We start from the raw sequence: 24960 nt of genomic DNA, 5'->3' as shown, positions 1-24960 counted from the left end.
CCTCGGCGGGACGGCTGCCGGCACGGGCACGGTAAACACTGGCTTTTATGGTTATTATTGGAAAATACCTTTCGTGTTTTTCTTCCTTGTTTTATCTACTGGGGAAAATAAGCCGGAATTCTGTGGGATATTCTGGAAACCTGCCGACCGGTCATGGTACCCTGCGCCGGGACCCTGCGCCATCGTACTTCAGTCCACTGCTTTATTTCGCACTTGCCCAAAGCCTTTGGACAACCACGACATCCTGCCAGCAGCCGAATTTCCAGCCGACCTCCGAATAGCGCCCAACCTCGCGGAACCCATGCTTCCCGGCCAGAGCCAGGCTGGCGGTATTGCTCCCGGAAATAAGTCCCAGCAAAGTATGATAGCCGAGCCGCCCTGCTTCGTCACAGAGGTGGCACAAAAGCACATGCCCCAAACCTCTGCCTTGGAATTCCGGGGCCAAATAGAGTGAGAACTCCCCGCTCAACCGGTAGGCCGGCCGGGTGTGAAAGGGAGACAAGCTCCCCCAACCGGCTATGTCTGAGCCGGCAGCCAAAACAAACAGAGGGTAGAACTCATCTTGATGTGAGGCAAACCAGTCCAGCGCCTGCTTCGGACCACGGCGCTCAAGATCAAAGGTTGCTGCGGTGTTTTCCACCGCCCAGTTATAAATAGCATTGAGGCGTGGCAGATCATCTTCCCGAGCCAGGCGAACGATCACCTGCAGGGCGTTCGCTTCCGTCTTTCCGTTCATGAGTGATAATTTCTCCTCCTTTCGCCGCCGACCGGGGAATTCCCCGAGTCTCGCCGGGGAGTTCCCGGTCTTGGCTCGTCAGACCTCACTGATAGCTGACAGTATTATAACAGACGGGCGGAGAAAAATCAGGCCCCAAACCGGCAGCGCCAACCTGCAGGGAGCCTCCTCCGAAGCCCGGACCGCAGCCGTCTGCCCCCTTGGCGCCAAATTCGGTCGTTCGTCTTCGATGGCTGCGGAGCTTGGGCTGCAGCCCTGTACCCGCGTATCCGTATATTCACCCTCTGCCGGGGAGATGATATAGTGGATACTCGCCTAAGTTCGGGTACTGAATCACTCCAAAGGAGGACCTCAAATGATTGCCAAAGTAGACAAAGGCACCTGCATTGGCTGCGGCGCCTGCCCCTCAGTTTGCCCCGAAGTATTCCAAATGGAGGATGACGGGCTGGCGACGGCTTACGTCAACCCGGTGCCGGAAGCCGTCGAAGGTACAGCCCAGGAGGCTGCGGACGGCTGTCCTGTCGAAGCTATCCATATCGAAAAGTAACAATTTTTCCGGCGATACCGCCACCCAGTAATATTACCTTGTCTTCGAACGCGAAATAGGAATAGCCCCGGCAGTCGGAAATCCGGGGTTATCCCTATTTTGTCCTGTCAAAAGGTATTTTCCGCAGCGAAAGAAAAATTGCCGGATTCCATCGAGCGTTCACTTGGGTGATCACGGCGCAAGCCCGGTTTTCGGCGGCGTTTTTGCACCTTGGCGGGACTTTCACTGTTTGACAGAGGATAGGGTCTCCAGAGTCTTGCCTACTCGCCCACGCAGCTCATCCAACCCCAAACGGTCCAACATACGCCCCAATCGTTCTTGAGGCTTAGCCTTTTCTTTGTAATACTCAATCACAGCCTCTACTGCCGGAAAGCGTTCGCTTTCCTGCAGGTTTTCCCAGAGCAAATCGGCCAAGCGCGGCTTTACTCCGCCGTTGCCCCCCACGTAAAGATGGTAGCCCTTGCTCGTTCCCATAAGCCCCAGGTCAACCGTGGCCGAGTCAGTGCACTTGTTGGGGCAACCCGCCACTGCAATCTTAAACTTTGAGGGTAAGGGCATGCCGTGATAGCGTTTATCCAATTCCACACCGAAAGTGAGGGTCTCCTGCAACCCGCGTTTGCAGAAAGTGTTTCCCGGGCAAACCTTGACGCTGCGTACACAAACCCCGGCCGCATGGCCCGGGTCCATCCCCAGGTCGGCCCAAGCCTTGGGGACGTCTTCCGGTTTCAAACCGACGATAGCGATGCGCTGCGCTGTGGTCACTTTTAGGGCGGCCGCCTGGTATTTCTCCGCCACATCCGCGATCTTGCGCAGAATGGCAGGAGTGGCTACGCCCGCCGGAATGTGCGGCGCGATGGCATAAGTCTTTTTATCCATTTGCAGAACTGAGGCCTCCGGTTGGGAGTTCGCCTTTGCTTGCGCGGACATCTCCCCCTGCTCAACCTCATTGACCCTGGCTAAAAGGGCTTGGGGGTCAATCCCGTGCATCTGGGCCGCATTGCCGAGATTCTCTTTAATGGAGAAAGGGCAGCCCAGGCAGTGCAGGCCCATCTCTTGCATTGCATCAACCGTCTTCGGATTGGCGGCCATAATGTCCTGTAAGGTCATGTCCAAAGTAAAGCGCATTTTAACCCCCTATCCGTGAATGAGCATGGGCAAACAACGCACACACACTGTTTTCTCTTCACCCTGATAGACATATTTGAGCACGGGGGTGAGTTCACTGGTCGTCCCGCAATGCGAGCACTCCAGCTCCGGTGCCTCTTTTTTCTCTTCAGCCATATGGCGAGCCTCCTTTTCCCTGATTACAGACTTACTGTAACACAGATCTCCTAACCTCTCTGTGACTTTCACCACAGCACGGTGTGCTTTTCATCATAGATTTCACCTTTCATCATAGGTCTCTTCCGCTCAGTATCCTGTCCTCAGTGTGAGCACGACTTCGCCAAAATATACTTGAACCGCCGCCGAGCGGGCCTTTTCCCCGGTAAGAGTAAGCAACGACAAAAAACCCCCCGAAGGGGGATCATGTCTGTGCTATGTTCAGGGGTTCGAGTCAGCGCAGCGGCCTGAAATCGACAATCCGCCACCCCTCTTTATGCGGCTCCAGGACAAAAGAGTATTTTTCGGATTGTACAGCTTGGGGCGGAGACAACCAAGAAACACGCACCTCGAGAGCCCGGGCATTCGACGTGTTTAGGAACTCCACGTTCCGCAGAGAGAGTAAAGGGTTTTTCTCCACCCGTTCAATCCAGGCCCGGAGTTCAGCGGAGTTATTCCCGGTGAACATCTCCTCGGCTGTTGCGATCTCGCGGCTATCCATGAGATGCCAAAAATGCTCGACCGCGACCCGCGGAGAATCGGCATAGGCCGGGTGAGCCAAAGCCGACATGACCGTCTGCGGCGATTTCCAAGCCAGCATCCCCGCCAGACAAGCCAAGGTGATAAGCAGTATCCACAGGTTTCTGCTGCGTTGCATGTTTTCCCCTCCTTCAGTATTACTATTTTAGAGGGGAAATGACTGTTTCATGACTGCTTATCCGAAAACTTTTCTCAACATGTTGAGCAAAAATTCCGGCAGCCTAATGTAATAGATCCTCACCCTTATCCCCCCTTTCCCCTAAGTATATGTCAGTCAGGGTTTATCCCAAACTCGGACGAGACCCCTTCGTCCTGCCAATATTGTTATGACACAGAGAGCGCAAGTCCTCCACTCAATTTTGCCGGCGAAAATGTATACTGCTTAATCCCTTTAGCCAAAATTATACTGTTTGACTGTTTCTTCCAGTTGGGCCACCAGCCTCTTCTCATCCTCGGTCTGGGCCGTGAAATAAAGGCGTCCTATGATGGATGAAATGATTTTTAAGACATCTTCAACGACCAATGATTCCTTGACCGCCAATTGGGCGCTGGTTTCAATGAGGGCTATGCCAAACTGGTGCCCCACGCCGTCACTCATCATTTTCGTGCAGGTTTTGCCCAGAAGGCGCATGACCAGCGATGCTTCCTGGGCATCCAGTTGACGGATGGCGTCGATGGTCGTGCTCAACCCTTGAACCATGCGCAGCCCCACGTTTGCCCAACTGACTTGTTGATTCTCCATCTTCCATTCCCCCTTACCGCAAACACTCTTCGTGCGATACTATATGCCTGCGGCGAATGACAGGTGAATTGTCCTTTGGTAAGAAAACTCGACGGGTCGATGGAGCCAAGTCTGACCATCACACGGGAACAGTCGGCGCCGGAGGCTTGCGGACGGTATCTGTACGATTTATCCAAAACGTAAGACTCCCACTTCTACAAGTGGGAGCGGGGCCCCCGTTGCTTCGGTGGGGGTAGACTCAGCCTTCGGCCGTCATTGTCCACCGGACAATGACGCCTTCGCCGCGAAGTGCGATTTTGGGATAGGCGGCTTCGGCGAAACTCTCCAATGGAGACTTTCGTCACCGAAGTCCCGATGTTCAACTTTAGTTGAACGAGTTCACTTTGGAACGGGATTTATACCACCGAAAACAAGGAGCAGGCAATCAGTTTTGCGAGGCATTATCTTTGATATGCCTCGTTTGTGTCTTATCCGCCCTCGTTTTGGGTATGGTTCAAAGGGCGCCATCTTGCCACGCGGTTGCCGCCCCCCGGTTCTCAACTTTCCGCCCACCGGTTCAAAGCCGCCGCGGTACGACAAGTTCCATAAAACTCCTGCTCACTATTTCCCCAGTTTAGGTACTTTAAATGTGGACACCATGAGAAAAGAAAGTATGAGCAGACTCGCCGGGTAAAAAAACCAGGGCAGAAATTCATTAAAAAACGTGAGCAAGGCCATAAAGCCACCCGCAAAAGTGATGGGAACTCCGATAAAATAGGTTGAGATATTCAAGACATTAAACCGGGCCAGTCTGACGGCCCCACACAGTGCGAAAACCGCGGCAACAAGAACACCCCAGAGTCCCAGATTGGAACGCAGGAAGGCCGTATAGATCAGGATAGCGGGGGCAACCCCGAAAGAGACTAAGTCGCTGAGCGAATCCAGTTCTTTGCCAAAGTCCGAACTGACCGCAAGTTTGCGGGCCACCTTACCATCCATGCTGTCCATAAGAACGGAAAGCAAAATCATCCCGGCGGCGAAATGGAAATGTCGATCTAAAGTCCAAATTAGGGCCGCGAAGCCGAAAAGTAAGTTCAAAAGGGTGAATATGCTGGGAATCACGCGGGCATTCAGAGGCCTGTCACTCATCAATCCTTCACTCTCCCCAAAATAGTAGTTCCGCCGCGCACTTTGTCCCCTTTCTTTACCGTCACCTCCACATAAGGAGGGAGGAACAGTTCTGTGCCGGATCCGAACTTGATCAGGCCGAAACGCTCCCCTTTAGCTAAGACGTCTCCCTCCTTTACCCAACAGACAATTCTTCTTGCCACAAACCCGGTCACCTGCGTGACCAAAACACGCAAACGGTCGTTTTCCAAACCGATAAAGCTCTTCTCATTCAGCTCTGAGGCGTGGCTTTTAAAAGCCGGCAACATTTTCCCGGGCCTGTAAGCGCGGTACACCACCTGTCCCGCCATCGGTGCACGGTTGACATGAACATTGAACAAACTGAGGAAGATGCGGATACGGATACTTTCCCCCTGAAGGAACCGGTCTTCGAGAACTCTTTCCACATCCATCACCACCCCATCCGCGGGTGATACCAAAGTCGATTCGCCCTCAGGAACGGTCCTGGCGGGATTGCGGAAAAAATAGGCCACGAAAAGGAAAAGCACCAAAGGAAAAATGACCAGCCAAGGCCAAATGAAATAGGCCAGAATCCCCAATACGACTAAAACAAATAGATAAAACCAACCATCCCTGGAGATGGGGTACTGTGTCACAGCAGATAACCTCCTGTTTTCTCACTCTCTCGCCGCCGGCTTCCCCCTGATTATATTCTTGCCAGAAGCCGGCCCGCACACCCCTGAACCCGCCCTCTTTTCCTCGGACCCCTGTTTACACGTCCCCGAGCCGCACCGCCTTAAGTGTACCATTTTTAGGGTCATTAGGAAAGTCTCCACCCCCTAACCAAGCTTCGAGCCTGCGAATTATTTGTTGCCGGTCCCCGCGCACATGGGTGGCCACAGGCAGGGAAGACAAAAATAATCTGCCGTAACTCTTTTCCGTGATACGCGAATCAAACAGGATTACGGCCCCACGGTCCTCCCCGGAACGGATAAGACGCCCGAAACCTTGCTTGAAACGAATAATTGCCTCGGGCAGAAACAAGTCGCGAAAAGCGTTCTTCCCCTGTCTTTCCAAGAACTCGGCTCTGGCTTCCATTAAGGGCCTGCCCGGCGGACAGAAAGGCAGTTTTACCAAAATGACACAAGACAGAGTCTCACCGGTGATGTCTATCCCTTCCCAAAAACTGTTGGCGCCCAGCAAGACACTCCGCGGGTTGCGCCTGAACTCCTCCAGAATGGCGCTGCGCGCTCCGTCTATCCCCTGTCCCAAGGTTTCAATACCCACTCGCTCCAATCGTTCCCTCAACGCCCGGTGCGTCGCTCTGAGAAACTGATGTGAGGTAAATAGGACCAAAGTCCGGCCACCCATGCGGCGCGCGATTTCGGCGGTAAACTCAGCCACGTCTTCCGCTAAGAAACCCTCGCAGCGTTTGGTGTCCATCAGTCCTTTGACGATGTAAAATTGCATTTGCCGGTCATAGTCAAACGGAGAATCCACGGTGAGCGTGGCTGTCGCCGTTTCCAATCCCAGCTCGGTCAGGAAGTGAGTAAAAGATCCCGCAATACTCAAAGTGGCTGAGGTCAAAATCACCGTCTCCAACCGGTCAAACAGCTTCTCCCGGAGAATGGCGCTGACGTCGACAGGGGTGCTTTTCCAGACCGGAGCAAATGATTTCTCCAACCAAATCACCTGTCCGTTTTCCTCTACATCCATGCAAGTCGACAAATCGGCCAGAAGGCTCTCGAGCAGTCTGAAATTTTCGCCTAGTTCCGCCCGCAGTGTCTCCAGTTCTGATGCTTCCTCCCGCTCCGTCAGATCCTCAAGGGCCGCAAATGTCTGGCCGAGGTCGCCCAGACGCCCGCTCAAGTTCTCCGCTTGCACTTTTAAGACCCCCCACCAATCCTCGCTTTGATGAGATGGAACCAAGCGCAGGGACTGGTTCTCACCCAAAACATCGGCAAGCAGTTGAAACAGGCCGCGCGCCTGTTCCCGCACAGAAGCGCATTGACCCGGGACATCCTCCAACCGGGCCGCAAAACGTTCCCAAACCCCGTGAGCCAGAACGGAGTAGCGGGAAGAGTTAGCCTTGATGCCGGCATAAAGGCAGGGGCCGGCCGGCCGGTGGATGCCGTCCAGTATCCGGCTGATTTTTTCCAGGCTTATTTCCGTCCCGAGGTGCTCCAAAGCGGAGCTGTAGAGGTGATGAGCTTCGTCAACAACCGCATAATGATACTCGGGCAGAACATTTCCCCCTGTTTTGATATCGGAAAAAAGCAAGGAATGGTTGATAATCAGCAGGTCGGCGTCTTCCGCCTTTTGCTTAGCTGTCAGAAAAAAACAAGTTCCGGAGTGGGGGCAGCGGGCATAATTGCAGTTCTCCGCATTAATACGGGGCCAGAGGCGTCGAAACCCGGGGCTCTGCGGCAGTTCCTGAGCATCCCCCGTTTCTGTTTCCCGCAGCCAGGTCAAGATGCTCAAGCCCGCCACCCGTTCTTCCGGAGACAATTCTCCCGGGTTTTGGTTTAGGATCAGCCAGTTGCGCAGGCAGAAATAATTGTTCTTCCCTTTCAGGACCTGGCTGCGAAATGAGAAGGGCAAAGTTGATTCCAGGATGGGCACGTCCTTGTTGGCTAATTGTTCCTGCAGAGGAATGGTGTGGGTAGCGATAACCACCTTGTGCCCTGTCTTCTTAGCCCACCAAAGGCTTGGGGTCAAATAAGCCAGAGATTTGCCGGTTCCCGTTCCGGCTTCGATCACGACGTGTTCAGAACGGACCAGAGACTTTGTCACCTTCTCAGCCATCAGCACTTGGCCGGGCCGGCTTTCGTATCCCGGCAAACCCTGGGCCAGGGTCCCCGGGGCCGACAGGAACCGTCCTACCCAATCCGCCGCTGCGGGGATATTGCCCTGGGGTTTTGTCCCGGGAAACAGCGAATCCTGCGCCCGGCCGGGCCGCCAATCCGTGCGAATAGGGCGGTCAGGAAAACGGCGGCGCACGGTCCTTTCCAGGGAAGCAAAGAACCCTCTGCCGCTCCAGCCTTCCAGCCAAACCGAGGCCTGCCTGAAAAGGCTCAAATCATATTCCAGCCCTTTTTGCCAACACGCCTCCAAGACCCGGGCGGCCACCCAGGCATCTTCTTGGGCCCGGTGCAGCCGGCCCTTCGTATCCAGATGCAGTTTTTCGGCTATACTCGCCAAGCGATAATATTTTAAAGACGGAAAAAAAATGCGCGAAAGGTCTAAAGTGTCCCAAACCGGGTTATCCAGATGCACTTTCAGTCCGTGCTCCAGCATATTTATATCAAAAGATAGGTTATGTCCAACCAGCACGGAGTTGCCGAGAAAAGCCAAAATCTCCTCTCTGTGTGCCAAGAGAGAGTCCGCCCTTTCCAACTCCTCCCGAGAAATCCCTGTGAGGCGAAGCACCCGCTCGGGAACGGGCCGGGTCGGACGCGCAAAAAAGTGCAATACCTCCGGCGAAGCATCTTCCCGGACTCTCCAAGCCGCAAATTCGATGATCTCATCATGGTTCGGATCAAGCCCGGTTGTCTCAACATCAACCGCCACAATTTCTTCCTTCACAACATGTCGACCCCTCTCCTGCTGACATTCTACACATTTTCCTGCCCCGCCGCAACGGAAAGGAGGAGTTTGACCATCCCCGGCGAATATACCTTAGTGTGTGCTTGCGGAATGGGACATGGAAGAAAACATCAGTGGAGATACTAATACCGGCCTCAAGTTCTGAGGGCGAAAGAAGGTTATGCCATTTGAAACGTCTCCGACGCGTTTTCCGGTTGTTCGTACCCCTTGTCATCGCCGCATTCATTCTTTCCGGCTGTGCCAACCTGCCGTTTCTTTCGGCAGAGAGCACTTATTCCATCCTCACGGTGGCCGCCGACGGTACCAGCCAAACATCCCCCATCAAACTTCCCTGGAATGCCAACACCGCTGTCTTGCATAAGCTATTGCTTGAAGCGTCTTTTACAATCAGCGACCTGCACAGTGACGCGACGTCTACCGATTCAAAGACGGCTTCCGTTTATCTCATGTCGGTTTTTCCGCACAGCAAGTCAATGAATCTGAACATTGACGGTGTAACCGTGGCCATGGATGTGCGGTCTATCCAGGTGGAAGTTCAGGGTCCGGATGTCGGGCGAGTGATCTTAAACAAATCCTGGGCCTTGCAGGGGATTTCCGACCCGAATCTGACCCCGGCCTACCTTGACTTCCTCAAGATGCTGGAAACCCAATCTGCCGCCAAGCCCCAAGGTTAAAAATTCTGCCGCAACTGAAGACAGTCAGGAAGGATCTCGCAGACGTGATTTTTATTTTAGACAACTTTGATTCCTTTACCTATAATCTCTATCAGTATTTTGGCCAAATCGGCGAAGAAGTCACCGTCCGGCGGCGGGATATTTGTACTTTGGGGGAAATCGAGGAATTGCGCCCCGACCTGATCGTCCTGTCTCCCGGACCCTGTACCCCCAATGAAGCACAACTTTCCCTGGAAGTGATTCGCACCTTTCAGGGCCGCATTCCCATTTTGGGAGTCTGCTTAGGACATCAGGCGATCGGACAGGCCCTAGGTGGACGTGTGGTCCGCGCTCACTTTCCCGTACATGGCAAAACCTCGCTCATCCATCACGATGGGCTCGGCGTTTTTAAGGGACTTCCCAACCCACTGCAAGTAACCCGCTACCACTCTCTGGTTTTGCAACGCTCTGCCCTTCCCGACATTTTACAGGTCACGGCCGAAACGGAAGAGGGAGAAATCATGGCCATCCGCCACCGCACTCTCCCTCTTGAGGGCGTGCAGTTCCATCCGGAGGCTATTCTGACGGAAGCCGGTCATAAGTTGCTGCACAACGCCGCCTCGGACGCCCGTGCTTGGCAGAGAAAGGCACCGCCGGCGGACCGCCCGACGGTCTGGCAAATCAGGCCTTTTGCCTCTGATCTGCCGCCTTGCCGGCTGCTTGGCGCTTTTCGGGGCGCCCCTTTGCCCTTTTTTTTGGATAGCGGCGAAGATTATCCCGACTTGGGCGGGTATTCCTTTCTGGGGGCGTTTCCTTTCCTTCAGGTAACCGCCCATAAGGACGAAGTGGAAATCTACCGGCCCGAATCGGGAGAGCGCTCCCTCTCCCTGCCACCCTCCAAAGACGCTCTTGAGGTTCTTGATCGGTTTCACGCCATCCTGCGCGTGCCTGATCAGGCACCTTTTCCTTTTGCCGGCGGGGCCGTGGGTTTCTTCAGCTACGACTTAAAGGATGCCTTGGAGGACCTGGCGCAGAAAGCCGTCGCCGATCTCGACCTTCCCCTCTGGAGCTTTGCCTGGTACGACGGGATTCTGGTCTACGACCATGGTCAAAACCGCTATTTTTTGGCCGCCTGCGGCATGCAAGAAGACGGAAAATGTTCACGGACTTTGGCCGCCTCCCGGCTGGACCGTCTGACTCACCTCTTGGAGAACTTCCGGCCCGGCCGGGGGGACGATATTCAGCCGGATATGCCCACGGCAGCCCTAGCCGCTGCTCGAACGGTCTCTGCCGGAGTCGGCAAAGCGCATTATCTGGCGGACTTACAAAAGGTGATCGACTACATATTTGCCGGGGATATCTATCAAACTAACCTGAGTCAGAGATTTTCCTTGCCTTTTGACGGAGACCCTTGGACCTTATACCGGAAACTCCATCGGGAAAACCCCGCCCCATTTGCCGCTTTTCTGCCCTATGCTGCTTTTCAGATCCTTTCCAGTTCACCGGAACGTTTCATCCGCATCGACCCGGGCGGTGAGATAGAGACGCGCCCAATTAAGGGCACCCGGCCTCGCGGATCGTCCCCCTCACAAGACCAAGCCCTGGCGGACGAACTTTTTCACAGCGCCAAAGACAGGGCAGAGCTCACCATGATCGTCGACTTGGAACGCAACGATCTCGGCCGCATCTGTAAATTCGGCAGCGTCCATGTCCCGAACTTGATTCGGCTGGAAAAGTACCCCACCGTTTGGCACTTAGTTTCCACCATCCAAGGGCGGTTGCGGGAAAACCTTTCCCCCTCCGTGATCATGCGGGCCATATTCCCCGGCGGCTCCATTACCGGGGCGCCAAAAATTCGCGCCATGGAAATCATTGAGGAACTGGAACCGTTTAAGCGCGGCATCTACACCGGAAGCATCGGCTATCTCGGCTTTGACGGCTCCTGGGATCTCAATATCGCCATCCGGACCATCGTCTTAAGCGGCCGGACTGCCTATCTTCAGGCCGGCGGAGGAATTGTCGCCGACTCCGTTCCTGCCGGCGAATATGAGGAAACCCTTGACAAGGCCGCGGCTCTTTTCCGGGCTTTAGGCGGGCAATTGAAAGCCGAAAATTGGCGGACATCCTGAACAAGCATCGGACCGAGCGGACATTTCCCACCGGCTTGACTCATAAAACGATAAACAGCCCGCCGCGGGGCTGTCGAAAGGAAAATCCCTCATGACCGAACTCCCTGCCCAACCGCAGCTTTCTACCGAACAGGCGGTTGCAAGTGAAGACCGTCTGGCGCTTTACGGTTATGGCTTGTTTGAAACGATTCTGGTCACTGGCCGAGGACCTTGTTTTCTGGCTAGGCACTATGAGCGAATGAAAAGGGGAAGCGAACTTCTCGCCCTGGACATGCCCAGCCTGTCTGTTTGGTCAGGTCTCATCGCAACCTATCTGTCCCAGGTCTCCGTGCCTCCGACACCCTTCGCCCTGCGCCTGACCCTGAGCGGGGGAGCCCCGGCGCAAGCCCTCGCCCCGTCCTTTTTGCTGAGCTCACGCCTGATCGGGTACAGCCAGAGGCAATATGAGGACGGCTTCGCTTTAACCTTACTGCCCACCCGGCGCAACGAATCTTCGCCTCTTTGCCGCATCAAATCCACCAACTATCTGGAAAACCTCCTCGCCAAACAAGAAGCCATCAAAAGGGGTTTTGACGAAGGACTCTGGTGCAACAGCCTCGGTGAATTGGCGGAGGGAACCCTCAGCAACCTTTTTTTCGTCCGAGAGGGGCAGCTTTTCACGCCCTCTCCCGCCTGCGGCTGCCTGCCCGGCACCCGGCGCGCCCTCGTCTTAGAATTGGCGGAAACACTCGGCCTCGCGTGGCAAGAAGGGGCCTATCAGTTGGACGACCTGAAAGAGGCATCCGAGGTCTTCTTGACCAATTCCCTGCTGGGGATCATGCCCGTCAACCGTTTGGATGAACATAGATTCCGGGTGACCTCCGGCAGCGTCAGCCGGCGCCTGGCCCTCGCTCTGCAACGGCGCATTCAAGCAGAGCCTGCCTTGACTTAGTTTCGTCCAAGGTCAAAGGGGCCAGTCAGTACTTCTCTTCGATTACCTCAAAGACCTGGGGAGTGGACTGTCTGTAGGCCGCATTGTCCCCTACCGTACCCCGCCAGGCTTCGAAAGCGGCTCTGTCTTCCCATTTGGACATGACCATAAGGTCGGAGGAATTCAGCTGTTGATTGACCGATGCGAATTTAAACCCATCGATATTCTCCACGCTGGCCAACCCCCTCTTGATGTCTGCCAAAACACGGTCCTTATCCGGTCCGTCAAACGTGTGGATAACCGTAAGCATCCTCATCACCTCATTCATCCTAATTCCGCCAAGCTGCCCCTGAATCACGTGACACCTTAACCTGTTGAGCCACGGCGCCCTTCTTCCCGATGTTCCGGCAGCGCCCAAGCAATGGTGTCAAAGCCTCCACTCCGCGCTTAGTTTGTCCCGAGCCCTTCCCCGTCATACCCTTCCGGTTAACCGGAGCCGCCCCGGCTCAAAGACGGAGAAGCATTGTGACCACGGCAAATCAGGCACCAGTTTCTTGCCCCCGGCGGTGACCGCCGCCGGGTTAGGGGCATAAGATAAAGCACAGGGTTTTGTACGCCTTGTACGCCAGAAAAAACTCATGCGCCGAAGCACATTCCTGTCGTTTTTTTCGCCGCTAAATGCTATACTAAAAGTGTTGGCTAAAGCTCATGAGAGGAGCTGGCATGAAGGGGGAAAGTAAATGAAGCTGGTTTACATTCGAACCGATTTTCCGTCCGGCCGCTCGCATATTTTGATTCGGGATGCGGAAGCTCCCAGTCCGGAGCTTGTACATTTCATGCTTGTCCTGAGCAACAAAGGCACTTTATGGGTCGATGTCTTTTGGCCTTATGATGAAGAGGCAGAACGCTACACACGGAGAATCTCGGAGCAGCAGTTTTGGCAGCTGTTCCGTGAATGGCGCCTCAAAGGAATGGTGTTGGGGGATAATGGGCGGGTTGCCGAAATGCTGGCCCGCAAACGGTTAGCCGTGCCGAAACAGGAAAAAGATGCTTAGAGACGGCAAAAGTTATATCAGAATCTTCGTCCATTAGCAAAAGCGGCTGAAAGGCCGCTTTTGTTTATCCGCTCAGGCCCAAACGTGTCAGACCTGCGCCGCCGGTCGGCACCCTCAAGGTTATCTTCACTGCAAGAGGTCCTCTTTCAGTCTTTGCAGCTGGCGCAGATGGTGCTCTTCGTCGGCAAAAACGGCGTCCATCATCTCCTGCTCTGACGCCGACAAATAACGTTGAGCCCTCTCTTTCGCCCGGGTCAACCCTTCATTTTCTTCTCCGTAGAGCTCATTCAACATTTCGAGCGGACGGTTTTCTCTCATGTTTTTAAGTTTTGTTTGCCAGAGAGAAAACCGTCCCCGCCAGCCTCTGCCCTCTTCAACGTGCCCGCCGTTCGTCTGGATAAAGTAGGCAATCCGCTGCGCGTGACCTTTATGGTCTGTCAAGATCGCCACCAAGTGATTCCGCAGCGGGCTGGCCGGCAAGGCATCGATATAGGCCTGGTACCGCTCGATAGCCAGATGTTCCCCAGTGAGAATGTCATTGAGCACTTCGAAAGATGTCTCCATGCAGTCTGCCCCCCAACAGCGGTCTTTCCTTTCTTCCAGTTTGCCTGGGAAAGAGTCCTGCTATGCATCAGCTGCCGGTTGAGGCCGGAAACTGTTCACTGCGGCATTATTCTTCAGCGTTTCTTCGTCAGCGCTTGTTCTTCAGCCTTTGTTCTTCAGCGTTTGTTCGTGCTTCGCTTTTCTCTTCTTCCGCGTTTCTTCTTGCTCCGCGTTTCTTCTCCGACGTTTTTTCAGCGTTTTTTCTTCTCGGTGGTCCCTTTTCCATCTTCAAGCTGTTTCTGTAAAGTGCGGAGGGCTCTCGCCGCGGCCGGATCGAGCCGGCGGCCGACATTGGCCGCTTCCTGGTCCCCTGCCGAAGCCCAGACCCCGCCCGGCTGTTTGGCCTTCCCGGGGCGGGCCTGGCATAGACGCACTGCTTGCGAGCGCGGTCGCTTGGCTTGTCCCCGGGTGCGGCCATAATTCCGGCCCGAGCCGGGCTTCTCCGGCCGCTCGCTTCTCGATTTAGAGAACTTTTCTTCCCTGCCGAACTTGCGCGCTCGGTCCGGTTTCGCCCCCAATCCGAGATTCGCCTTAGCCCCCGAGTCCCCCTTGGACCCCGAATTTGCCTTAGATTCCGAATTTGCCCCGGACTCCGGATCCGCCTTGAACCCCGGATTTTCCTTTGACTCCGACTTTCCCTTTGACCCCGAATTTACCCTCAGTTCCGGATTTCGTTCTCCGGCGCTGTTTCGCCCTTCCCGGGGCACAGGCGACGGATCGGGTCCTGACCTTTTCCCCGGCTCCGGGCCCCAACGTTTCTCCACCCAGTCCCGAACCCAAGCCGGGTTTTTAGTCACGACAAAAGCCTCCTGAATCGAACCGTTACTTTTCAGAAGCAATTTGCAACCCGTTTGCGTCTGGTATTTGTAAACAACCCCCCGCTCGGGTGAACGGCTGATTTCAATCACCCCGGGAATGATGTCGCTCACTTCCGGGTATTGACTCAACTCCTCCAGCCAAGCCAGAGCATCCTGGATGATGCCGTGTTCGCGTTTGACCTTATTTCTCCGGTATTTCATGGACTTACCCGCCAACTGCAGCCTGACCGTCTTCTCCGAAAAAGACGTGCCGGGCCCGGATCTGGCCTTGACTTACCTCGATTAACCCCAGGGAATAGTAACGCTCCCGCCTTTTTTGCGTGGGTGAGCCCGGGTTAAAGAGCAGGACCCCATTGTCCCGTTCCAAGCAGGGACTGTGACTGTGCCCAAAGACTATCGCCTGAACCCGGTCCCGGGCAAAAGTCTCATAGACCCGTTCCTGAATCGACCGTCCTCGGCCGCGATAACCGTGGGTCAAACCAAGCCTTACCCCGCCGCAATCCACCGTTTCACGTTCCGGCAGGTGCCGCAGCTCCCACGCGTCACAGTTGCCTTTCACCGCAACCACCGGAGCCAGGCAATTGAGATCGGCCAGAACCTCCGGGACTACACTGTCTCCGGCGTGCAGGATCAGATCAACCCCGGCCAAAGCGTCCCAGACGATTTGGGGAAGAAACTGCCCGGCCCGCAGATGCGTATCTGAGAGAACCCCTATTTTCATCTTTTTTCCACCTCCACTAACGTAGAAAAAAAGACGGCCCCCCCGGCCAGGTCTGCTTCCCGCGCGGATGTCAGGGCGTTGATTCCCCGCTCTTCCGGATAAGCCCATAGAGGCCAAACCCCGCTGGCTACGACAACTCCGGGCAAAACAGAATCCAGTACCTTCGCCTTTAGTAAGCATTCTCCCCTGGCATTGAAAACTTTGACCGGATCCCCTTCGCGAATACCCCGCGCGGCCGCGTCCCGCGGGTGCATCTCCAAATGGGGTTCCCCGGCTCCTGCCGTCAGGGCCTCAACTTCGGTAAACGTGGAATTCAGAAAATGATGATTGGGTGGACTTATCAAGGTCAGGTGGCAGCCTTCCTTCTTTTCAGGGCCCTCAAGCAGCGGACGGTGAGCCGGGAGTGGCGGCAGCCCCCGTTGCACCGCTTTTTCACTTCGCAATTCCGCCCGGCCGGAAGGCGTGGCAAAGCCGCCTTGGGCAAAGGGTAAAGCAGGTATTTTGAGTGCCACGTGACGCTCCCGCCGTAACCGTGCCAAGGTAATGCCCTGTTCCTGCCAGTAAGGAAGACTCAGGGCCTGCCCGGCCATCTCTTCGGTGGAATCCCGAAAACAAGGGTCCGTAAAACCCATGGCCTCAGCTAAGCGGCGAAAAACTTCAATATTGGGCAGGCTCTCCCCCTGGGCCGGGATGACCGGATCCGCCCACTGCAAAACAGTATGCCAATAACTCACATACAGGTCTTGATGTTCCAGGCAGGTGGTGGCGGGCAAGACAATATCCGCCCAGCGGGCCGTATCTGTCCAAACCTGTTCATGAACCACGGTAAACAGGTCCTCCCGTGCCAAACCTTGTCTGACTCGGTTCTGGTCCGGTACCACCGCCGCCGGATTGGAATTATAGACGTAGAGAGAGCGGATGGGGGGTTCAAGCTCAGTTAATACCTTCCCCAACTGAATCATATTCACGGAGCGGGGCTCTCCCGACCGCAAATCCGGTCTTTCCAGGGCTTCGCGATCAAGCGGAAAATAACCGGAGTTATGTTTTAAAACACCGCCGCCCTCATCCTGCCAAGCACCCGTGAGTGCCGGCAAAAGCGCTATGGCCCAGGTATTCATCCCCCCGTTGTCATGGTGCTGCAACCCGTTGCCAAGCCGAATGAAGCTGGGGCGATTCTCCGCGTAATCATGGGCCAGTTTGATAACCTGACCGGGTCTCAGCCCCGTCAGGCGCGCCACACGCTGTGGTGAATAGCGGCCGGTCTCTGCCTTGAATTCATCCAAGCCGCAGGTGTTCCGCTCGGCCCAGGACAGGTCAGCCAGACCGTCCCGCAAAATGACATGGGCCAAGCCCAGTGCCAGGGCCCCATCAGAACCCGGCAGAATATGATAGAACTCGTCCGCCCAGTCCGCCGTTTTATTCCGGTGTACGTCCACGGCTATGATCCGAGCCCCCTGCCGGCGTGCTTGATCGGCCAGCAACGCTTGGTGGAGATTGGTCTCAAGAGCGTTGATGCCCCAAAAGATCAAGACCCGGGCCTTGACACTGGCCAAAGGGTCAACCCCGCGCATCTCTCCATACGCTAGTTTATAGCCTTCTCCTCCGGCCACGGAACAAATGGTGCGCCGCAATTGGGTCGCACCCAACCGATTGAAAAAACGCCGGTCCATGCCCGCATTGTTAATAATCCCCTCCGTACCGGCGTAAGAAAAAGGCAAGATGCACTCCGCACCGGATTCCGCCGCCAGGACCCGCCAGCGCGCGGCAATTTCCTTCAACGCCTCTTCCCAGCCCACCCGTTCAAAGCGGCCGCTCCCTTTGGACCCGCTGCGCCGCCAAGGATAGAGCACCCGTTCCTTACCGTAAAGACGTTGAGGATAATGCCGCGCTTTAGCACAAATGACCCCCTGCGTCACCGGGTGAGTCGGATCCCCCTTGACTCGAAGTACCTTGCCCCCTTCTAACTCTACTTGCCAGGCGCAGGTATCCGGGCAGTCATGGGGGCAGACAGAGTAACGTATTTCCAACGGACTTCCTCTTCTTTCGCGTCAAATTTCAGGCACCTTTTCTCCCCCGGCCGCCTGGAAACCAGCCTTTAGAATATCCGAACCTGCACCTGCCGAAAGCCCGGGGGTTCCGGACGCTGCGGACAAAGCCGCGGAGTCAAAACGACGGCCGCACAGATAACGCCACCCCTGCCAGACCCCGCCCCTAGCTGTCTACTGACAAGGCCATGGCGCCCAGGTCTAAACCGAGCTTCCCCGCCTAATAGCGTTTGATGACATTGTAATAGGTATCCCGTTCCACCGCGGTCAACCCGGCTTCCCGAATCAGGCGCACCAGTTCTTCCGCCGTTTGCATTTGGGGACTGTCGGCCCCTGCCATATGGTAAATTTTTTCTTCCCGAACCACGCCGTCCAGATCGTTCGCTCCGAACGACAGTGCCATTTGAGCTACCTGAGGGCTGGAAGAAACCCAATAAGCTTTGATATATCTGAAATTATCCAGCAACAGACGGGCCGTGGCAATAACCTTCAAGGTCCTCAGGGCACTGGCCATGGGAATATCTTCAAACTTCGTATGCTTGGGGTGAAAAGCGGTGGGAATCAAGGCGTAAAACCCCCCGGTTTCATCTTGCAGCCGGCGTAAAGCCAGAAGATGATCCACCAGTTCTTCGTCCGTTTCAATGATCCCGAAGAGCAAATTGGCGTTTGAGGGTATACCCATTTTGTGGGCTGCCCGATGAATTTCCAGCCAGCGTTCCCCGGAAAGTTTTCCCGGGCAAATGATCCGGCGAACACGCGGACTGAAATTCTCCGCCCCGCCACCGGGAATAAAATTAAGGCCGGCTTCCCGCAACTCCTGCAGAATCCTCTCTACCGGCACATTTTCCAACCGGGCAAAATAGTCGTATTCGGCGGCGGTGAAGGCCTTTAAGCTGACCCAAGGCACGCGGGCCTTAATCTCTTTCAACATCCGCACATAGTAAGAAAAAGACAGTTCGGGGTGAATTCCCCCTACAATGTGAATCTCGGTCACACCTTGGGCGCCGTAAGCCTCTGCCTTTTCGGCGATTTCCTCGATACTCATCGTATACGAACCCTTTTCTCCGGGATCTTTGCCAAAGGCGCAAAAGCCGCACCTGACTTTACAGACATTGCTGTAGTTGATATGGGCGTTATTGTTAAAATAAACCGCATCCCCGCAGGCTTGGCGACGACGCTCATTAGCCAGGTAACCTAAGCCCAAATAATTTTTGCTTTCCAGCAGGGCCAAGCCGTCCTCTTTCTCCAGACGGACCCCGTTTTCCATCTTCGACTGTATTTTTTCCAACCCGGCGACGATCGAATTCACACTTCTTACTTCCTTCCGGCCTTTTTACATGGCTTGATTATAACATAATTCCCGGAATGGGAGAAACACTAAGAAAATAAGGGACACCGTACGGTCTCCCTCATAAATCTAATGCAGATATTTGCGCGCCCTCTGCCGTTGCTGTCTAATCGCTTTGCGGACCTCTGTGGCCACCCGCCAAGTCTCCTGCTGATCCGGGGTGATGAGATCCAGTTTCCCTGTCCGTTTGTCAATGAGGATATCGACAGAAGGTTTCCGTTGACGGAGTTTTTCACCCGGACGGACGATGTCGATTCCGATCTTATTTTCGTCATATTCCGGAGGCACCATGTAGTTGAGAGCTTCCTCTGTGGCGTCCATTAGCTCGAAAACCTGGTTTTCCGGATACCCTTCACGTAAGAGAATATCCTTCACCTGTGACAAAGGGTGATCGAGGGTGAGCAGCATCTGGGCCCGTTGAACAAGATTGTAGTCGATATCCATAGCGCCACCTCTCTCAAATATTTTACTCTGACGTTTTCATTTTCCCCGGCAAAGAGAGGCGCAATACTGATACATCTTGTCGGACTTGGGTATCCTGCCCATCCCATTTTTTGGCTTCTCAGCCAAACTGGGGCTGCCAAACTTCACTTAGGCTGCAAAACTGTTTCGCAATCATCTCTTGCAGCCACTCCGCGCCAGGACCTTGACACCGGCCGAGTCATCGCTTCGACCCCGACCGGCAATTTTTGGATGAAGGGGGAAAATCATGTCCAAGTATTTGTCAACACCCGTCCTCATCGCGACCCTATCCGGAATCACGATGGCTGTCCAAGGAACCTTAAACTCAGTCCTCGCCCAAAAAACCTCTCTGCTTTCCGCAACCCTGGTCGTGCACGTCATCGGAAGCTTCATCGCCCTGGCGGCCGTTCTAGTGGCGGGAGCCCCCTTATTCCGTCTCCCCTGGTCGTCCATTCCCTGGTACCTCTATTTAGGCGGCCTCCTCAGCGTCATCATTATCAGCCTGGTTGCCGTAAGCATACCCAAAATCGGAGTGGCCAACGCCACGACGGCCATCATTATCGGGCAAGTCGGGGCGGCCGTGCTCATCGACCATTTTGGCTGGTTCGGCCTTCAGCGCATGGCCTGGAACGCCTGGCAGTTCCTGGGTCTCTTGTTGTTTGCGGCGGGCGCCAAACTTCTGTTCCGCTGAACTTACGGTCCGTTGGTTCGGGCCTCAATGGTCCCCATGTTGAGGATGATGTTATAGAGCTCTTCGCTAACAGAATATTGACGGATTTGACCATTGGCCGCCAGAATGATCTGTTCTTTGGGAACCGCCTTTTGGTCACTTTCAATGAGGTGGCTGAGATAAGTATAGCTCTCGCTCGTCAGGGCAAACTGCTGAAATTTCCCGTCTGCGACGTAAATAACCCAGTAGCCGGAACTCACTTGGCTGTTGGCATTATAGAGAGTGCTGTAAACACTGGGGTAATTCGGGTTGTTTAAGAAAGACGAACCGGAGGAATCGGGCGAATTCAGGGACGGAGGCACGACCGTTGAGGAATTGCCGGAAGCCGGAAGACCCGCGTCGGAGGAAACGCTGGTTTGGGATGCCATCGGAGCCGTCAGGCGAGACCACACACCCTGAAAGAAATTTGGGAAAAGAAGGTAGCCCACCACCCCAATCACCAAGACCCAAACCACCAATGTCTGCAGGTCCTGCCAGCCATCGTAGCGCGGGGGGCGTCCCCAGGAATTTGGCATAGCTTCTCCCTCCCCCATCGGCCCTCGATCTCCCCTCAAACAAAGTATACGTCCCCGCCCGAGCAGATATGATTCCGGAGCACTTGCTTCTCAACCCTAAAATCTCTAGAATAAGTAGGGCGGACTCCCCCAGGCGGCGTTTCAGTCAGGATCTTCGCCAAAATCGTGCTTCTGCGGGCCATCCCGAAGGAACGTGCCCGCACTTTTTTTGATAGGGTGATCAGTATGGAGATGTTGCGGCAAAAACTCAGTTTGCTGCCGGAAAAACCCGGGGTTTATTTGATGAAAGACAGTTCCGGCAAAATCATCTACGTAGGCAAAGCCAAAGTCTTGAAAAACCGGGTGCGTTCCTACTTTACCGGCTCACACGACGGCAAAACCCAAAAAATGATCGGCAACATTGCCGACTTCGAGTACATGGTGACGGATTCGGAAGTTGAGGCCTTGGTCCTGGAATGCAACCTGATTAAAAAGCATAATCCCAAGTTTAACGTCCTCTTAAGGGACGACAAATCATATCCCTACTTGACCATCACGGAAGAAACCCATCCCCGCATTATGGTCACGCGCCAAATCAAACCGGGGAACGGCAAATACTTCGGGCCTTATCCGAATGCGACGGCAGCCCGCGAGGCCGCCAGGCTCTTAAACCGGCTGTTCCCTTTCCGGAAATGCCGTCAGATTCCCCACCGCCCCTGCCTGTATTTCCATCTGGAGCAGTGCCTGGGCCCCTGCTGCCAGAGCATTCCGCCCCAATCCTATGAGGAGATGCGCAAGGAAGTCACAAAATTTCTCAAAGGCGGCCAGGAAAAAATTGTTCAGTTATTGGAAGAAAAGATGCTCTCCGCCTCGGACTCTCTGCGATTTGAACTGGCCCAGGAATACCGTGATCTTATCAACAGCCTCAAGGCCCTGGCCGAAAAGCAAAACATCACTTTAACCGACTTCACCGATCGCGACGTGCTTGGCTACGCCACAAGCGCCGATCTGATGTGCGTACAGATTTTCTATCTCCGCCAGGGCAAACTCCTGGCGCGGGACAGCTTTGTTTTTCCCTATTACGCGGAAGCGGAGGATGCCTTCATCTCGTTTGTCGCCCAATTCTATTCCGAACACCCGGTCTGGCCCCAGGAAATTCTCCTCCCGCCCTGCGACACAGAAGCTCTGGGCCGTTTGTTTCCCGTCGGTGTTCCCAAGCGGGGCCAAAAACGCGACCTGGTCGAACTGGCAACGACCAACGCCCAAACCACCATTCACGATGAAGTCAGCTTGGAAGCCAAACGCGCCGAGGAAATCAAACAGGCTTTGGCCACCTTAGCCGAACTTTTAAATCTTCCCGACGTATCCCTCATTGAAGCCTTTGACATCTCTAATACCGCAGGAACAAACCCGGTCGCAGGTATGGTTCAATTCCTGCACGGCAAACCTAACCGGACCGGTTACCGGAAATTCGGCATCCAGCCCATGGAAACTTCCGACGACACGGCCTCCCTGAGGCAGGTTGTCGAACGCCGTTACGCCCGGCTCCTCGCCGAAGCCGCACCTTTTCCCGACCTCATCCTGGTAGACGGCGGGAAAGGACAAATCCGGGCGGCCTGCCAAGCTTTAGACAAGCTGGCCTTGACCCTGCCGGTTGCAGGCTTGGTCAAGGATGACCGTCACCGCACGGCCGGACTGCTTAATATGGAGGGAGACCTCCTGCCGCTGCCACACAACTCTCCGCTCTTTCACCTGCTCGAACGAATTCAGGACGAAGTCCACCGCTTTGCCATTACCTTTCATCGCCAGCAGAGAGCCAAAAAGATGATCCTTTCGGCCCTGGACGGCATCCCCGGCATAGGGCCCAGACGCCGTCAGCTGCTCCTGCGTCACTTTCAGTCCGTTGAAGCCATCCGACTCGCCGGCCTGCCGGAACTTCTGGCCGCCGGCTTGCCCCAAAATACCGCCCAGGCTGTCTATGACTTCTTCCGTCAACAACAGGCGGCAGCGGTTCAGTCAGAAGTTCCCGCTGAATCTCCCCCCGGCTAAGCCGGCTAAAGCCCTCTGCATGCGGCCGAGCCTCTTGGTCAAAATGGCTAGACAGTTGCGATTTGGGCAATAATGCTCTAAGCAGAGACGGTTTGACAGCTTAATTAGGAGACGGTTTCAGGAGATTCCGCAGGGAGGCTTGCGCAAGGATGTTTCTCAACTATCGCATCGAACTTTGCCGCAGCTGTTATTTTAAACGGACAGGCCACTGCCGGCATTCCGACGCCTACATTCAAAACCGGCAGTTGTTCCCGCCCGCTCCGGGCGGGGAATGCCCCCACCGCGTCCCGGCCCCTTGGCTGCCCGAGTGAAACCGGGCTGCCGCCGGTTTAACGTACCCGGCGCGCACCCACAAACTTGTGGGCGTAATAACTGTCCGACATGCGCGTAATCCGCACTCCGCTGTCCGAAGCCTGAACAAAGTCCCCGCCGCCGATATAGATCCCGACATGGGAGGGCCCCGGGGCATAAGTCGTGAAAAAAACCAGATCGCCCGGCCGCAAGTCTGCTCGCGTCACCGAACTTCCTACGCCAAACTGAGCGTAAGAAGAACGCGGAAGCGAAATGCCGACGGTCGCGAACACATATTGGGTGAAACCGGAACAATCAAACCCGCTGCGGCTTGTCCCGCCAAAAACATAGGGAATCCCTCGCAGGCTGAGGGCCCGTTCAACCAGTCCCGTCGCCTTCGACCCTCCACGGGAAGCCGTGGCTTGGGCCACCTGAATTGGGCGCCGGGCGGGGACGGGCACCGGTTTGGCTTGCGCAGTGCTTTTCTGCCCTGACGCAGGTTCAGCCGGCGCAGCAGCCACAGGGCCTGGCCCCGCAACAGGGGGTTCTATCTCCGCCGGGTCATTCTTCGGTGTCCATTTTAAGTCCCGGTGTATCACTTCAGCATAGCTTCCGGTCGAGACTTGAATCACCTTCGCTCCGGTACCTTGTGCGGAAACGACAGTGGGCTGGAAGTCGGCCGCCGCCGGAATGCTTCCAGCCAAAAGCACGCCTGACAAAGCGACTCCGCCCAGCCACGCTTTGGCAACAACAAACATACAATGTCCACCTTTCTCAGCTTACGAGGTTAGTTGACGGATTCGGGCACTAAGGTGTAAGCCCTACACACAGCGTGTGATTCACCCCACTAATGGAAATCCCCCGTTCCGGGCAAAAAACCCGGATTCAGCTCCTTATTCCTTTGTTTATCTTATTTTAGATTCGTCGGAAGAAGCCGAACTCCTCCCGGGAACCTGTGGTAATATATGCCAGGCAAGGAACGCGGGTGCCCAAAAATATTTTTTTCGACAATATCATTTCTTTCTCGACAACTTGCCCCTGCGGTGTTAAAATGTCTTTAAACCCGACTTGTTTCTCTCACTCTTCTTCACTGGCCGACCCTCGCGGTCGGCCTTTTTTTTGCTCTCTCCTTTTGCTCTCTCCTTTTGCTCTCTCCTTTTGCTCTCTCCTTTTTGCTCTCTCCTTTTTGCTCTCTCCTTTTTGCTCTCTCCTTTTTGCTCTCTCTCTTTTTTGCTCATTTTCGTCCTTGTGCGCTGCTTCAAGGACCCGGCAAAGGCTGGAGGGTTTTCACTTCAGAATTCAACAGTTCCTTGACAGTGACGAAGCGGTACCCTTCTTTTTCGAGTGTTTCGATAATAGTGGGCAGGGACTGCACGGTCTGTTGGCGGGGACCTCCTCCGTCGTGCATCAGGATGATCGAACCCCGCTTAATGTGGCGGACGACATTGCGGATAATATTCCCCACTCCGGGGTTGCACCAGTCTTTGCTGTCTTCGGGAGGAGTCCAGAGCACCACGCGCAAGTTCGCCTCTTGGGCTGCTTGCAGGATTTTCTCATTGATCGTTCCCCCCGGCGGTCGAAAAAACTCCGGTACTCTTCCGGTAATTTGTTGAATGACGCGGTTCGTCTTGTCGATTTCCGTCGCGATCTGCTGCAGCGTCTTGCCGCGAAAACGCAGGTGGGTATAAGTATGGTTCTCTATCTCATGGCCCTCGGCGGCCATCCTCTTCAAAACATCGGGATAGAGCCGGCAATTGTCCCCTACGACGAAAAAAGTGGCCTTGACGTGATATTTCCGCAGGACAGCAAGCAGGGACTCTGTTGATATATCCGGCCCGTCATCAAAAGTCAGTGCCACTGATTTCTTCTCCGTCGGTACCTCAACCAGTACGTCCTGAACAGAGCTTGGCGTCGTTATCTTCCGGCTGCCCGACATTCCCTCTCCCGCTTCGCCCAAGTGCGGCCGGCCCACAAGAAAGGAAACACCCAGCAAACCGGCGACAAAGGCAAGCAAGACAACATATCTTTTCATAGAAGTTCCACCCCTGACATAA

Annotated in this window: 25 protein-coding genes and 1 riboswitch; of the genes, 7 read left to right on the top strand and 18 right to left on the bottom strand. The window is 55.0% G+C overall.

What is annotated here, in order from left to right; translation table 11 throughout:
- Positions 1-202: 202 nt before the first annotated feature.
- Positions 203-736 carry a GNAT family N-acetyltransferase gene (locus tag MNU25_RS08885; protein ID WP_240984743.1) on the bottom strand — a complete coding sequence of 178 codons (534 nt, stop codon included), beginning with the start codon at positions 734-736 and terminating at the stop codon, positions 203-205.
- Positions 737-1091: 355 nt separating this feature from the next.
- Here MNU25_RS08885 and MNU25_RS08880 point away from each other — a divergent pair, with 355 nt between their 5' ends.
- Positions 1092-1283, top strand: coding sequence for a ferredoxin (locus tag MNU25_RS08880; RefSeq protein WP_240984742.1), 192 nt, complete (start codon positions 1092-1094; stop codon positions 1281-1283).
- 222 nt (positions 1284-1505) lie between these two features.
- Here MNU25_RS08880 and MNU25_RS08875 read toward each other — a convergent pair whose 3' ends face one another.
- From MNU25_RS08875 to MNU25_RS08845, 7 genes are all read right to left on the bottom strand, one after another.
- Positions 1506-2408 (bottom strand): DUF1858 domain-containing protein, encoded by a 903-nt coding sequence (locus MNU25_RS08875; protein WP_240984741.1) that lies wholly within the window; start codon positions 2406-2408, stop codon positions 1506-1508.
- A gap of 9 nt (positions 2409-2417) precedes the next feature.
- Positions 2418-2564 carry a hypothetical protein gene (locus MNU25_RS08870; RefSeq protein ID WP_240984740.1) on the bottom strand — a complete coding sequence of 49 codons (147 nt, stop codon included), beginning with the start codon at positions 2562-2564 and terminating at the stop codon, positions 2418-2420.
- Positions 2565-2838: 274 nt separating this feature from the next.
- On the bottom strand, positions 2839-3261 hold the full coding sequence (locus MNU25_RS08865) for a hypothetical protein (RefSeq protein ID WP_240984739.1): 423 nt from the start codon (positions 3259-3261) through the stop codon (positions 2839-2841).
- 273 nt (positions 3262-3534) lie between these two features.
- Entirely contained in the window at positions 3535-3885 is a 351-nt protein-coding gene (locus tag MNU25_RS08860; protein WP_240984738.1) for a recombinase, read from the bottom strand.
- Between the two features lie 600 nt (positions 3886-4485).
- Complete coding sequence (gene pssA / locus MNU25_RS08855) at positions 4486-5013, bottom strand: CDP-diacylglycerol--serine O-phosphatidyltransferase (protein ID WP_240984737.1); 528 nt, start codon at positions 5011-5013, stop codon at positions 4486-4488.
- Positions 5013-5648, bottom strand: coding sequence for a phosphatidylserine decarboxylase family protein (locus MNU25_RS08850; protein WP_240984736.1), 636 nt, complete (start codon positions 5646-5648; stop codon positions 5013-5015). Before MNU25_RS08850 ends, pssA begins: the two co-directional genes overlap by 1 nt.
- A gap of 115 nt (positions 5649-5763) precedes the next feature.
- Positions 5764-8577: a helicase C-terminal domain-containing protein gene (locus MNU25_RS08845; protein ID WP_240984735.1), complete on the bottom strand. Its 2814-nt coding sequence runs from the start codon at positions 8575-8577 to the stop codon at positions 5764-5766.
- A gap of 188 nt (positions 8578-8765) precedes the next feature.
- Between MNU25_RS08845 and MNU25_RS08840 the strand changes: the two genes are divergently transcribed.
- The 3 genes from MNU25_RS08840 (at position 8766) to MNU25_RS08830 (ending at position 12311) form a co-directional block, all read left to right on the top strand.
- Entirely contained in the window at positions 8766-9272 is a 507-nt protein-coding gene (locus MNU25_RS08840) for a hypothetical protein (RefSeq protein WP_240984734.1), read from the top strand.
- A 44-nt stretch (positions 9273-9316) separates the two neighbouring features.
- The gene (gene pabB, locus MNU25_RS08835; RefSeq protein WP_240984733.1) at positions 9317-11380 is read left to right on the top strand and encodes an aminodeoxychorismate synthase component I; all 2064 of its coding nucleotides are present in this window, start codon (positions 9317-9319) and stop codon (positions 11378-11380) included.
- A 91-nt stretch (positions 11381-11471) separates the two neighbouring features.
- Positions 11472-12311: an aminotransferase class IV gene (locus tag MNU25_RS08830; protein ID WP_240984732.1), complete on the top strand. Its 840-nt coding sequence runs from the start codon at positions 11472-11474 to the stop codon at positions 12309-12311.
- Positions 12312-12336: 25 nt separating this feature from the next.
- On the opposite strand, the gene MNU25_RS08825 is transcribed toward MNU25_RS08830, so the two are convergent.
- Positions 12337-12600, bottom strand: coding sequence for an antibiotic biosynthesis monooxygenase (locus MNU25_RS08825; RefSeq protein WP_240986787.1), 264 nt, complete (start codon positions 12598-12600; stop codon positions 12337-12339).
- Between the two features lie 430 nt (positions 12601-13030).
- Between MNU25_RS08825 and MNU25_RS08820 the strand changes: the two genes are divergently transcribed.
- A complete protein-coding gene (locus MNU25_RS08820) occupies positions 13031-13345 on the top strand; it encodes a hypothetical protein (RefSeq protein WP_240984731.1) in 315 nt (104 codons plus the stop codon).
- A gap of 126 nt (positions 13346-13471) precedes the next feature.
- Here MNU25_RS08820 and MNU25_RS08815 read toward each other — a convergent pair whose 3' ends face one another.
- The 6 genes from MNU25_RS08815 to MNU25_RS08790 form a co-directional block, all read right to left on the bottom strand.
- Positions 13472-13909, bottom strand: coding sequence for a ferritin-like domain-containing protein (locus tag MNU25_RS08815; protein WP_240984730.1), 438 nt, complete (start codon positions 13907-13909; stop codon positions 13472-13474).
- 230 nt (positions 13910-14139) lie between these two features.
- The gene (locus MNU25_RS08810) at positions 14140-14967 is read right to left on the bottom strand and encodes a DUF2103 domain-containing protein (RefSeq protein ID WP_240984729.1); all 828 of its coding nucleotides are present in this window, start codon (positions 14965-14967) and stop codon (positions 14140-14142) included.
- Between the two features lie 4 nt (positions 14968-14971).
- A complete protein-coding gene (locus MNU25_RS08805) occupies positions 14972-15487 on the bottom strand; it encodes a metallophosphoesterase family protein (protein WP_240984728.1) in 516 nt (171 codons plus the stop codon).
- Positions 15484-17514 carry a molybdopterin oxidoreductase family protein gene (locus MNU25_RS08800; RefSeq protein ID WP_240984727.1) on the bottom strand — a complete coding sequence of 677 codons (2031 nt, stop codon included), beginning with the start codon at positions 17512-17514 and terminating at the stop codon, positions 15484-15486. Before MNU25_RS08800 ends, MNU25_RS08805 begins: the two co-directional genes overlap by 4 nt.
- Positions 17515-17752: 238 nt before the next feature.
- On the bottom strand, positions 17753-18799 hold the full coding sequence (gene mqnE, locus MNU25_RS08795) for an aminofutalosine synthase MqnE (protein WP_240986786.1): 1047 nt from the start codon (positions 18797-18799) through the stop codon (positions 17753-17755).
- A 150-nt stretch (positions 18800-18949) separates the two neighbouring features.
- Entirely contained in the window at positions 18950-19324 is a 375-nt protein-coding gene (locus MNU25_RS08790) for a hypothetical protein (protein WP_047829434.1), read from the bottom strand.
- Positions 19325-19589: 265 nt separating this feature from the next.
- Here MNU25_RS08790 and MNU25_RS08785 point away from each other — a divergent pair, with 265 nt between their 5' ends.
- Positions 19590-20033 carry a DMT family transporter gene (locus MNU25_RS08785; protein WP_240984726.1) on the top strand — a complete coding sequence of 148 codons (444 nt, stop codon included), beginning with the start codon at positions 19590-19592 and terminating at the stop codon, positions 20031-20033.
- Positions 20034-20035: 2 nt separating this feature from the next.
- Here MNU25_RS08785 and MNU25_RS08780 read toward each other — a convergent pair whose 3' ends face one another.
- Complete coding sequence (locus MNU25_RS08780; RefSeq protein ID WP_240984725.1) at positions 20036-20587, bottom strand: hypothetical protein; 552 nt, start codon at positions 20585-20587, stop codon at positions 20036-20038.
- A 225-nt stretch (positions 20588-20812) separates the two neighbouring features.
- Here MNU25_RS08780 and uvrC point away from each other — a divergent pair, with 225 nt between their 5' ends.
- The gene (gene uvrC, locus MNU25_RS08775; RefSeq protein WP_240984724.1) at positions 20813-22615 is read left to right on the top strand and encodes an excinuclease ABC subunit UvrC; all 1803 of its coding nucleotides are present in this window, start codon (positions 20813-20815) and stop codon (positions 22613-22615) included.
- Positions 22616-22944: 329 nt separating this feature from the next.
- Here uvrC and MNU25_RS08770 read toward each other — a convergent pair whose 3' ends face one another.
- Together MNU25_RS08770 and MNU25_RS08765 are read right to left on the bottom strand one after the other, a co-directional pair.
- On the bottom strand, positions 22945-23664 hold the full coding sequence (locus MNU25_RS08770) for a C40 family peptidase (protein WP_240984723.1): 720 nt from the start codon (positions 23662-23664) through the stop codon (positions 22945-22947).
- A 3-nt stretch (positions 23665-23667) separates the two neighbouring features.
- Positions 23668-23807: riboswitch (cyclic di-AMP (ydaO/yuaA leader) on the bottom strand.
- Positions 23808-24164: 357 nt separating this feature from the next.
- Positions 24165-24938 (bottom strand): polysaccharide deacetylase family protein, encoded by a 774-nt coding sequence (locus tag MNU25_RS08765; protein ID WP_240984722.1) that lies wholly within the window; start codon positions 24936-24938, stop codon positions 24165-24167.
- Between the last annotated feature and the right edge of the window lie 22 nt (positions 24939-24960).

Source organism: Acididesulfobacillus acetoxydans (genome assembly GCF_902729405.1).
GTDB lineage: Bacteria > Bacillota > Desulfitobacteriia > Desulfitobacteriales > Desulfitobacteriaceae > Acididesulfobacillus > Acididesulfobacillus acetoxydans.
The sequence above is the reverse complement of the archived record's forward strand: the minus strand, read 5'-3'. Positions and strand labels throughout refer to the sequence as shown.

Coding starts and splice junctions, on each gene's coding strand:
- MNU25_RS08885 (WP_240984743.1), bottom strand. CDS start 736: ATGAACGGAAAGACGGAAGCGAACGCCCTGCAGGTGATCGTTCGCCTG.
- MNU25_RS08880 (WP_240984742.1), top strand. CDS start 1,092: ATGATTGCCAAAGTAGACAAAGGCACCTGCATTGGCTGCGGCGCCTGC.
- MNU25_RS08875 (WP_240984741.1), bottom strand. CDS start 2,408: ATGCGCTTTACTTTGGACATGACCTTACAGGACATTATGGCCGCCAAT.
- MNU25_RS08870 (WP_240984740.1), bottom strand. CDS start 2,564: ATGGCTGAAGAGAAAAAAGAGGCACCGGAGCTGGAGTGCTCGCATTGC.
- MNU25_RS08865 (WP_240984739.1), bottom strand. CDS start 3,261: ATGCAACGCAGCAGAAACCTGTGGATACTGCTTATCACCTTGGCTTGT.
- MNU25_RS08860 (WP_240984738.1), bottom strand. CDS start 3,885: ATGGAGAATCAACAAGTCAGTTGGGCAAACGTGGGGCTGCGCATGGTT.
- pssA (WP_240984737.1), bottom strand. CDS start 5,013: ATGAGTGACAGGCCTCTGAATGCCCGCGTGATTCCCAGCATATTCACC.
- MNU25_RS08830 (WP_240984732.1), top strand. CDS start 11,472: ATGACCGAACTCCCTGCCCAACCGCAGCTTTCTACCGAACAGGCGGTT.
- MNU25_RS08825 (WP_240986787.1), bottom strand. CDS start 12,600: ATGCTTACGGTTATCCACACGTTTGACGGACCGGATAAGGACCGTGTT.
- MNU25_RS08820 (WP_240984731.1), top strand. CDS start 13,031: ATGAAGCTGGTTTACATTCGAACCGATTTTCCGTCCGGCCGCTCGCAT.
- MNU25_RS08815 (WP_240984730.1), bottom strand. CDS start 13,909: ATGGAGACATCTTTCGAAGTGCTCAATGACATTCTCACTGGGGAACAT.
- MNU25_RS08810 (WP_240984729.1), bottom strand. CDS start 14,967: ATGAAATACCGGAGAAATAAGGTCAAACGCGAACACGGCATCATCCAG.
- MNU25_RS08805 (WP_240984728.1), bottom strand. CDS start 15,487: ATGAAAATAGGGGTTCTCTCAGATACGCATCTGCGGGCCGGGCAGTTT.
- mqnE (WP_240986786.1), bottom strand. CDS start 18,799: ATGGAAAACGGGGTCCGTCTGGAGAAAGAGGACGGCTTGGCCCTGCTG.
- MNU25_RS08790 (WP_047829434.1), bottom strand. CDS start 19,324: ATGGATATCGACTACAATCTTGTTCAACGGGCCCAGATGCTGCTCACC.
- MNU25_RS08785 (WP_240984726.1), top strand. CDS start 19,590: ATGTCCAAGTATTTGTCAACACCCGTCCTCATCGCGACCCTATCCGGA.
- MNU25_RS08780 (WP_240984725.1), bottom strand. CDS start 20,587: ATGCCAAATTCCTGGGGACGCCCCCCGCGCTACGATGGCTGGCAGGAC.
- uvrC (WP_240984724.1), top strand. CDS start 20,813: ATGGAGATGTTGCGGCAAAAACTCAGTTTGCTGCCGGAAAAACCCGGG.
- MNU25_RS08770 (WP_240984723.1), bottom strand. CDS start 23,664: ATGTTTGTTGTTGCCAAAGCGTGGCTGGGCGGAGTCGCTTTGTCAGGC.
- MNU25_RS08765 (WP_240984722.1), bottom strand. CDS start 24,938: ATGAAAAGATATGTTGTCTTGCTTGCCTTTGTCGCCGGTTTGCTGGGT.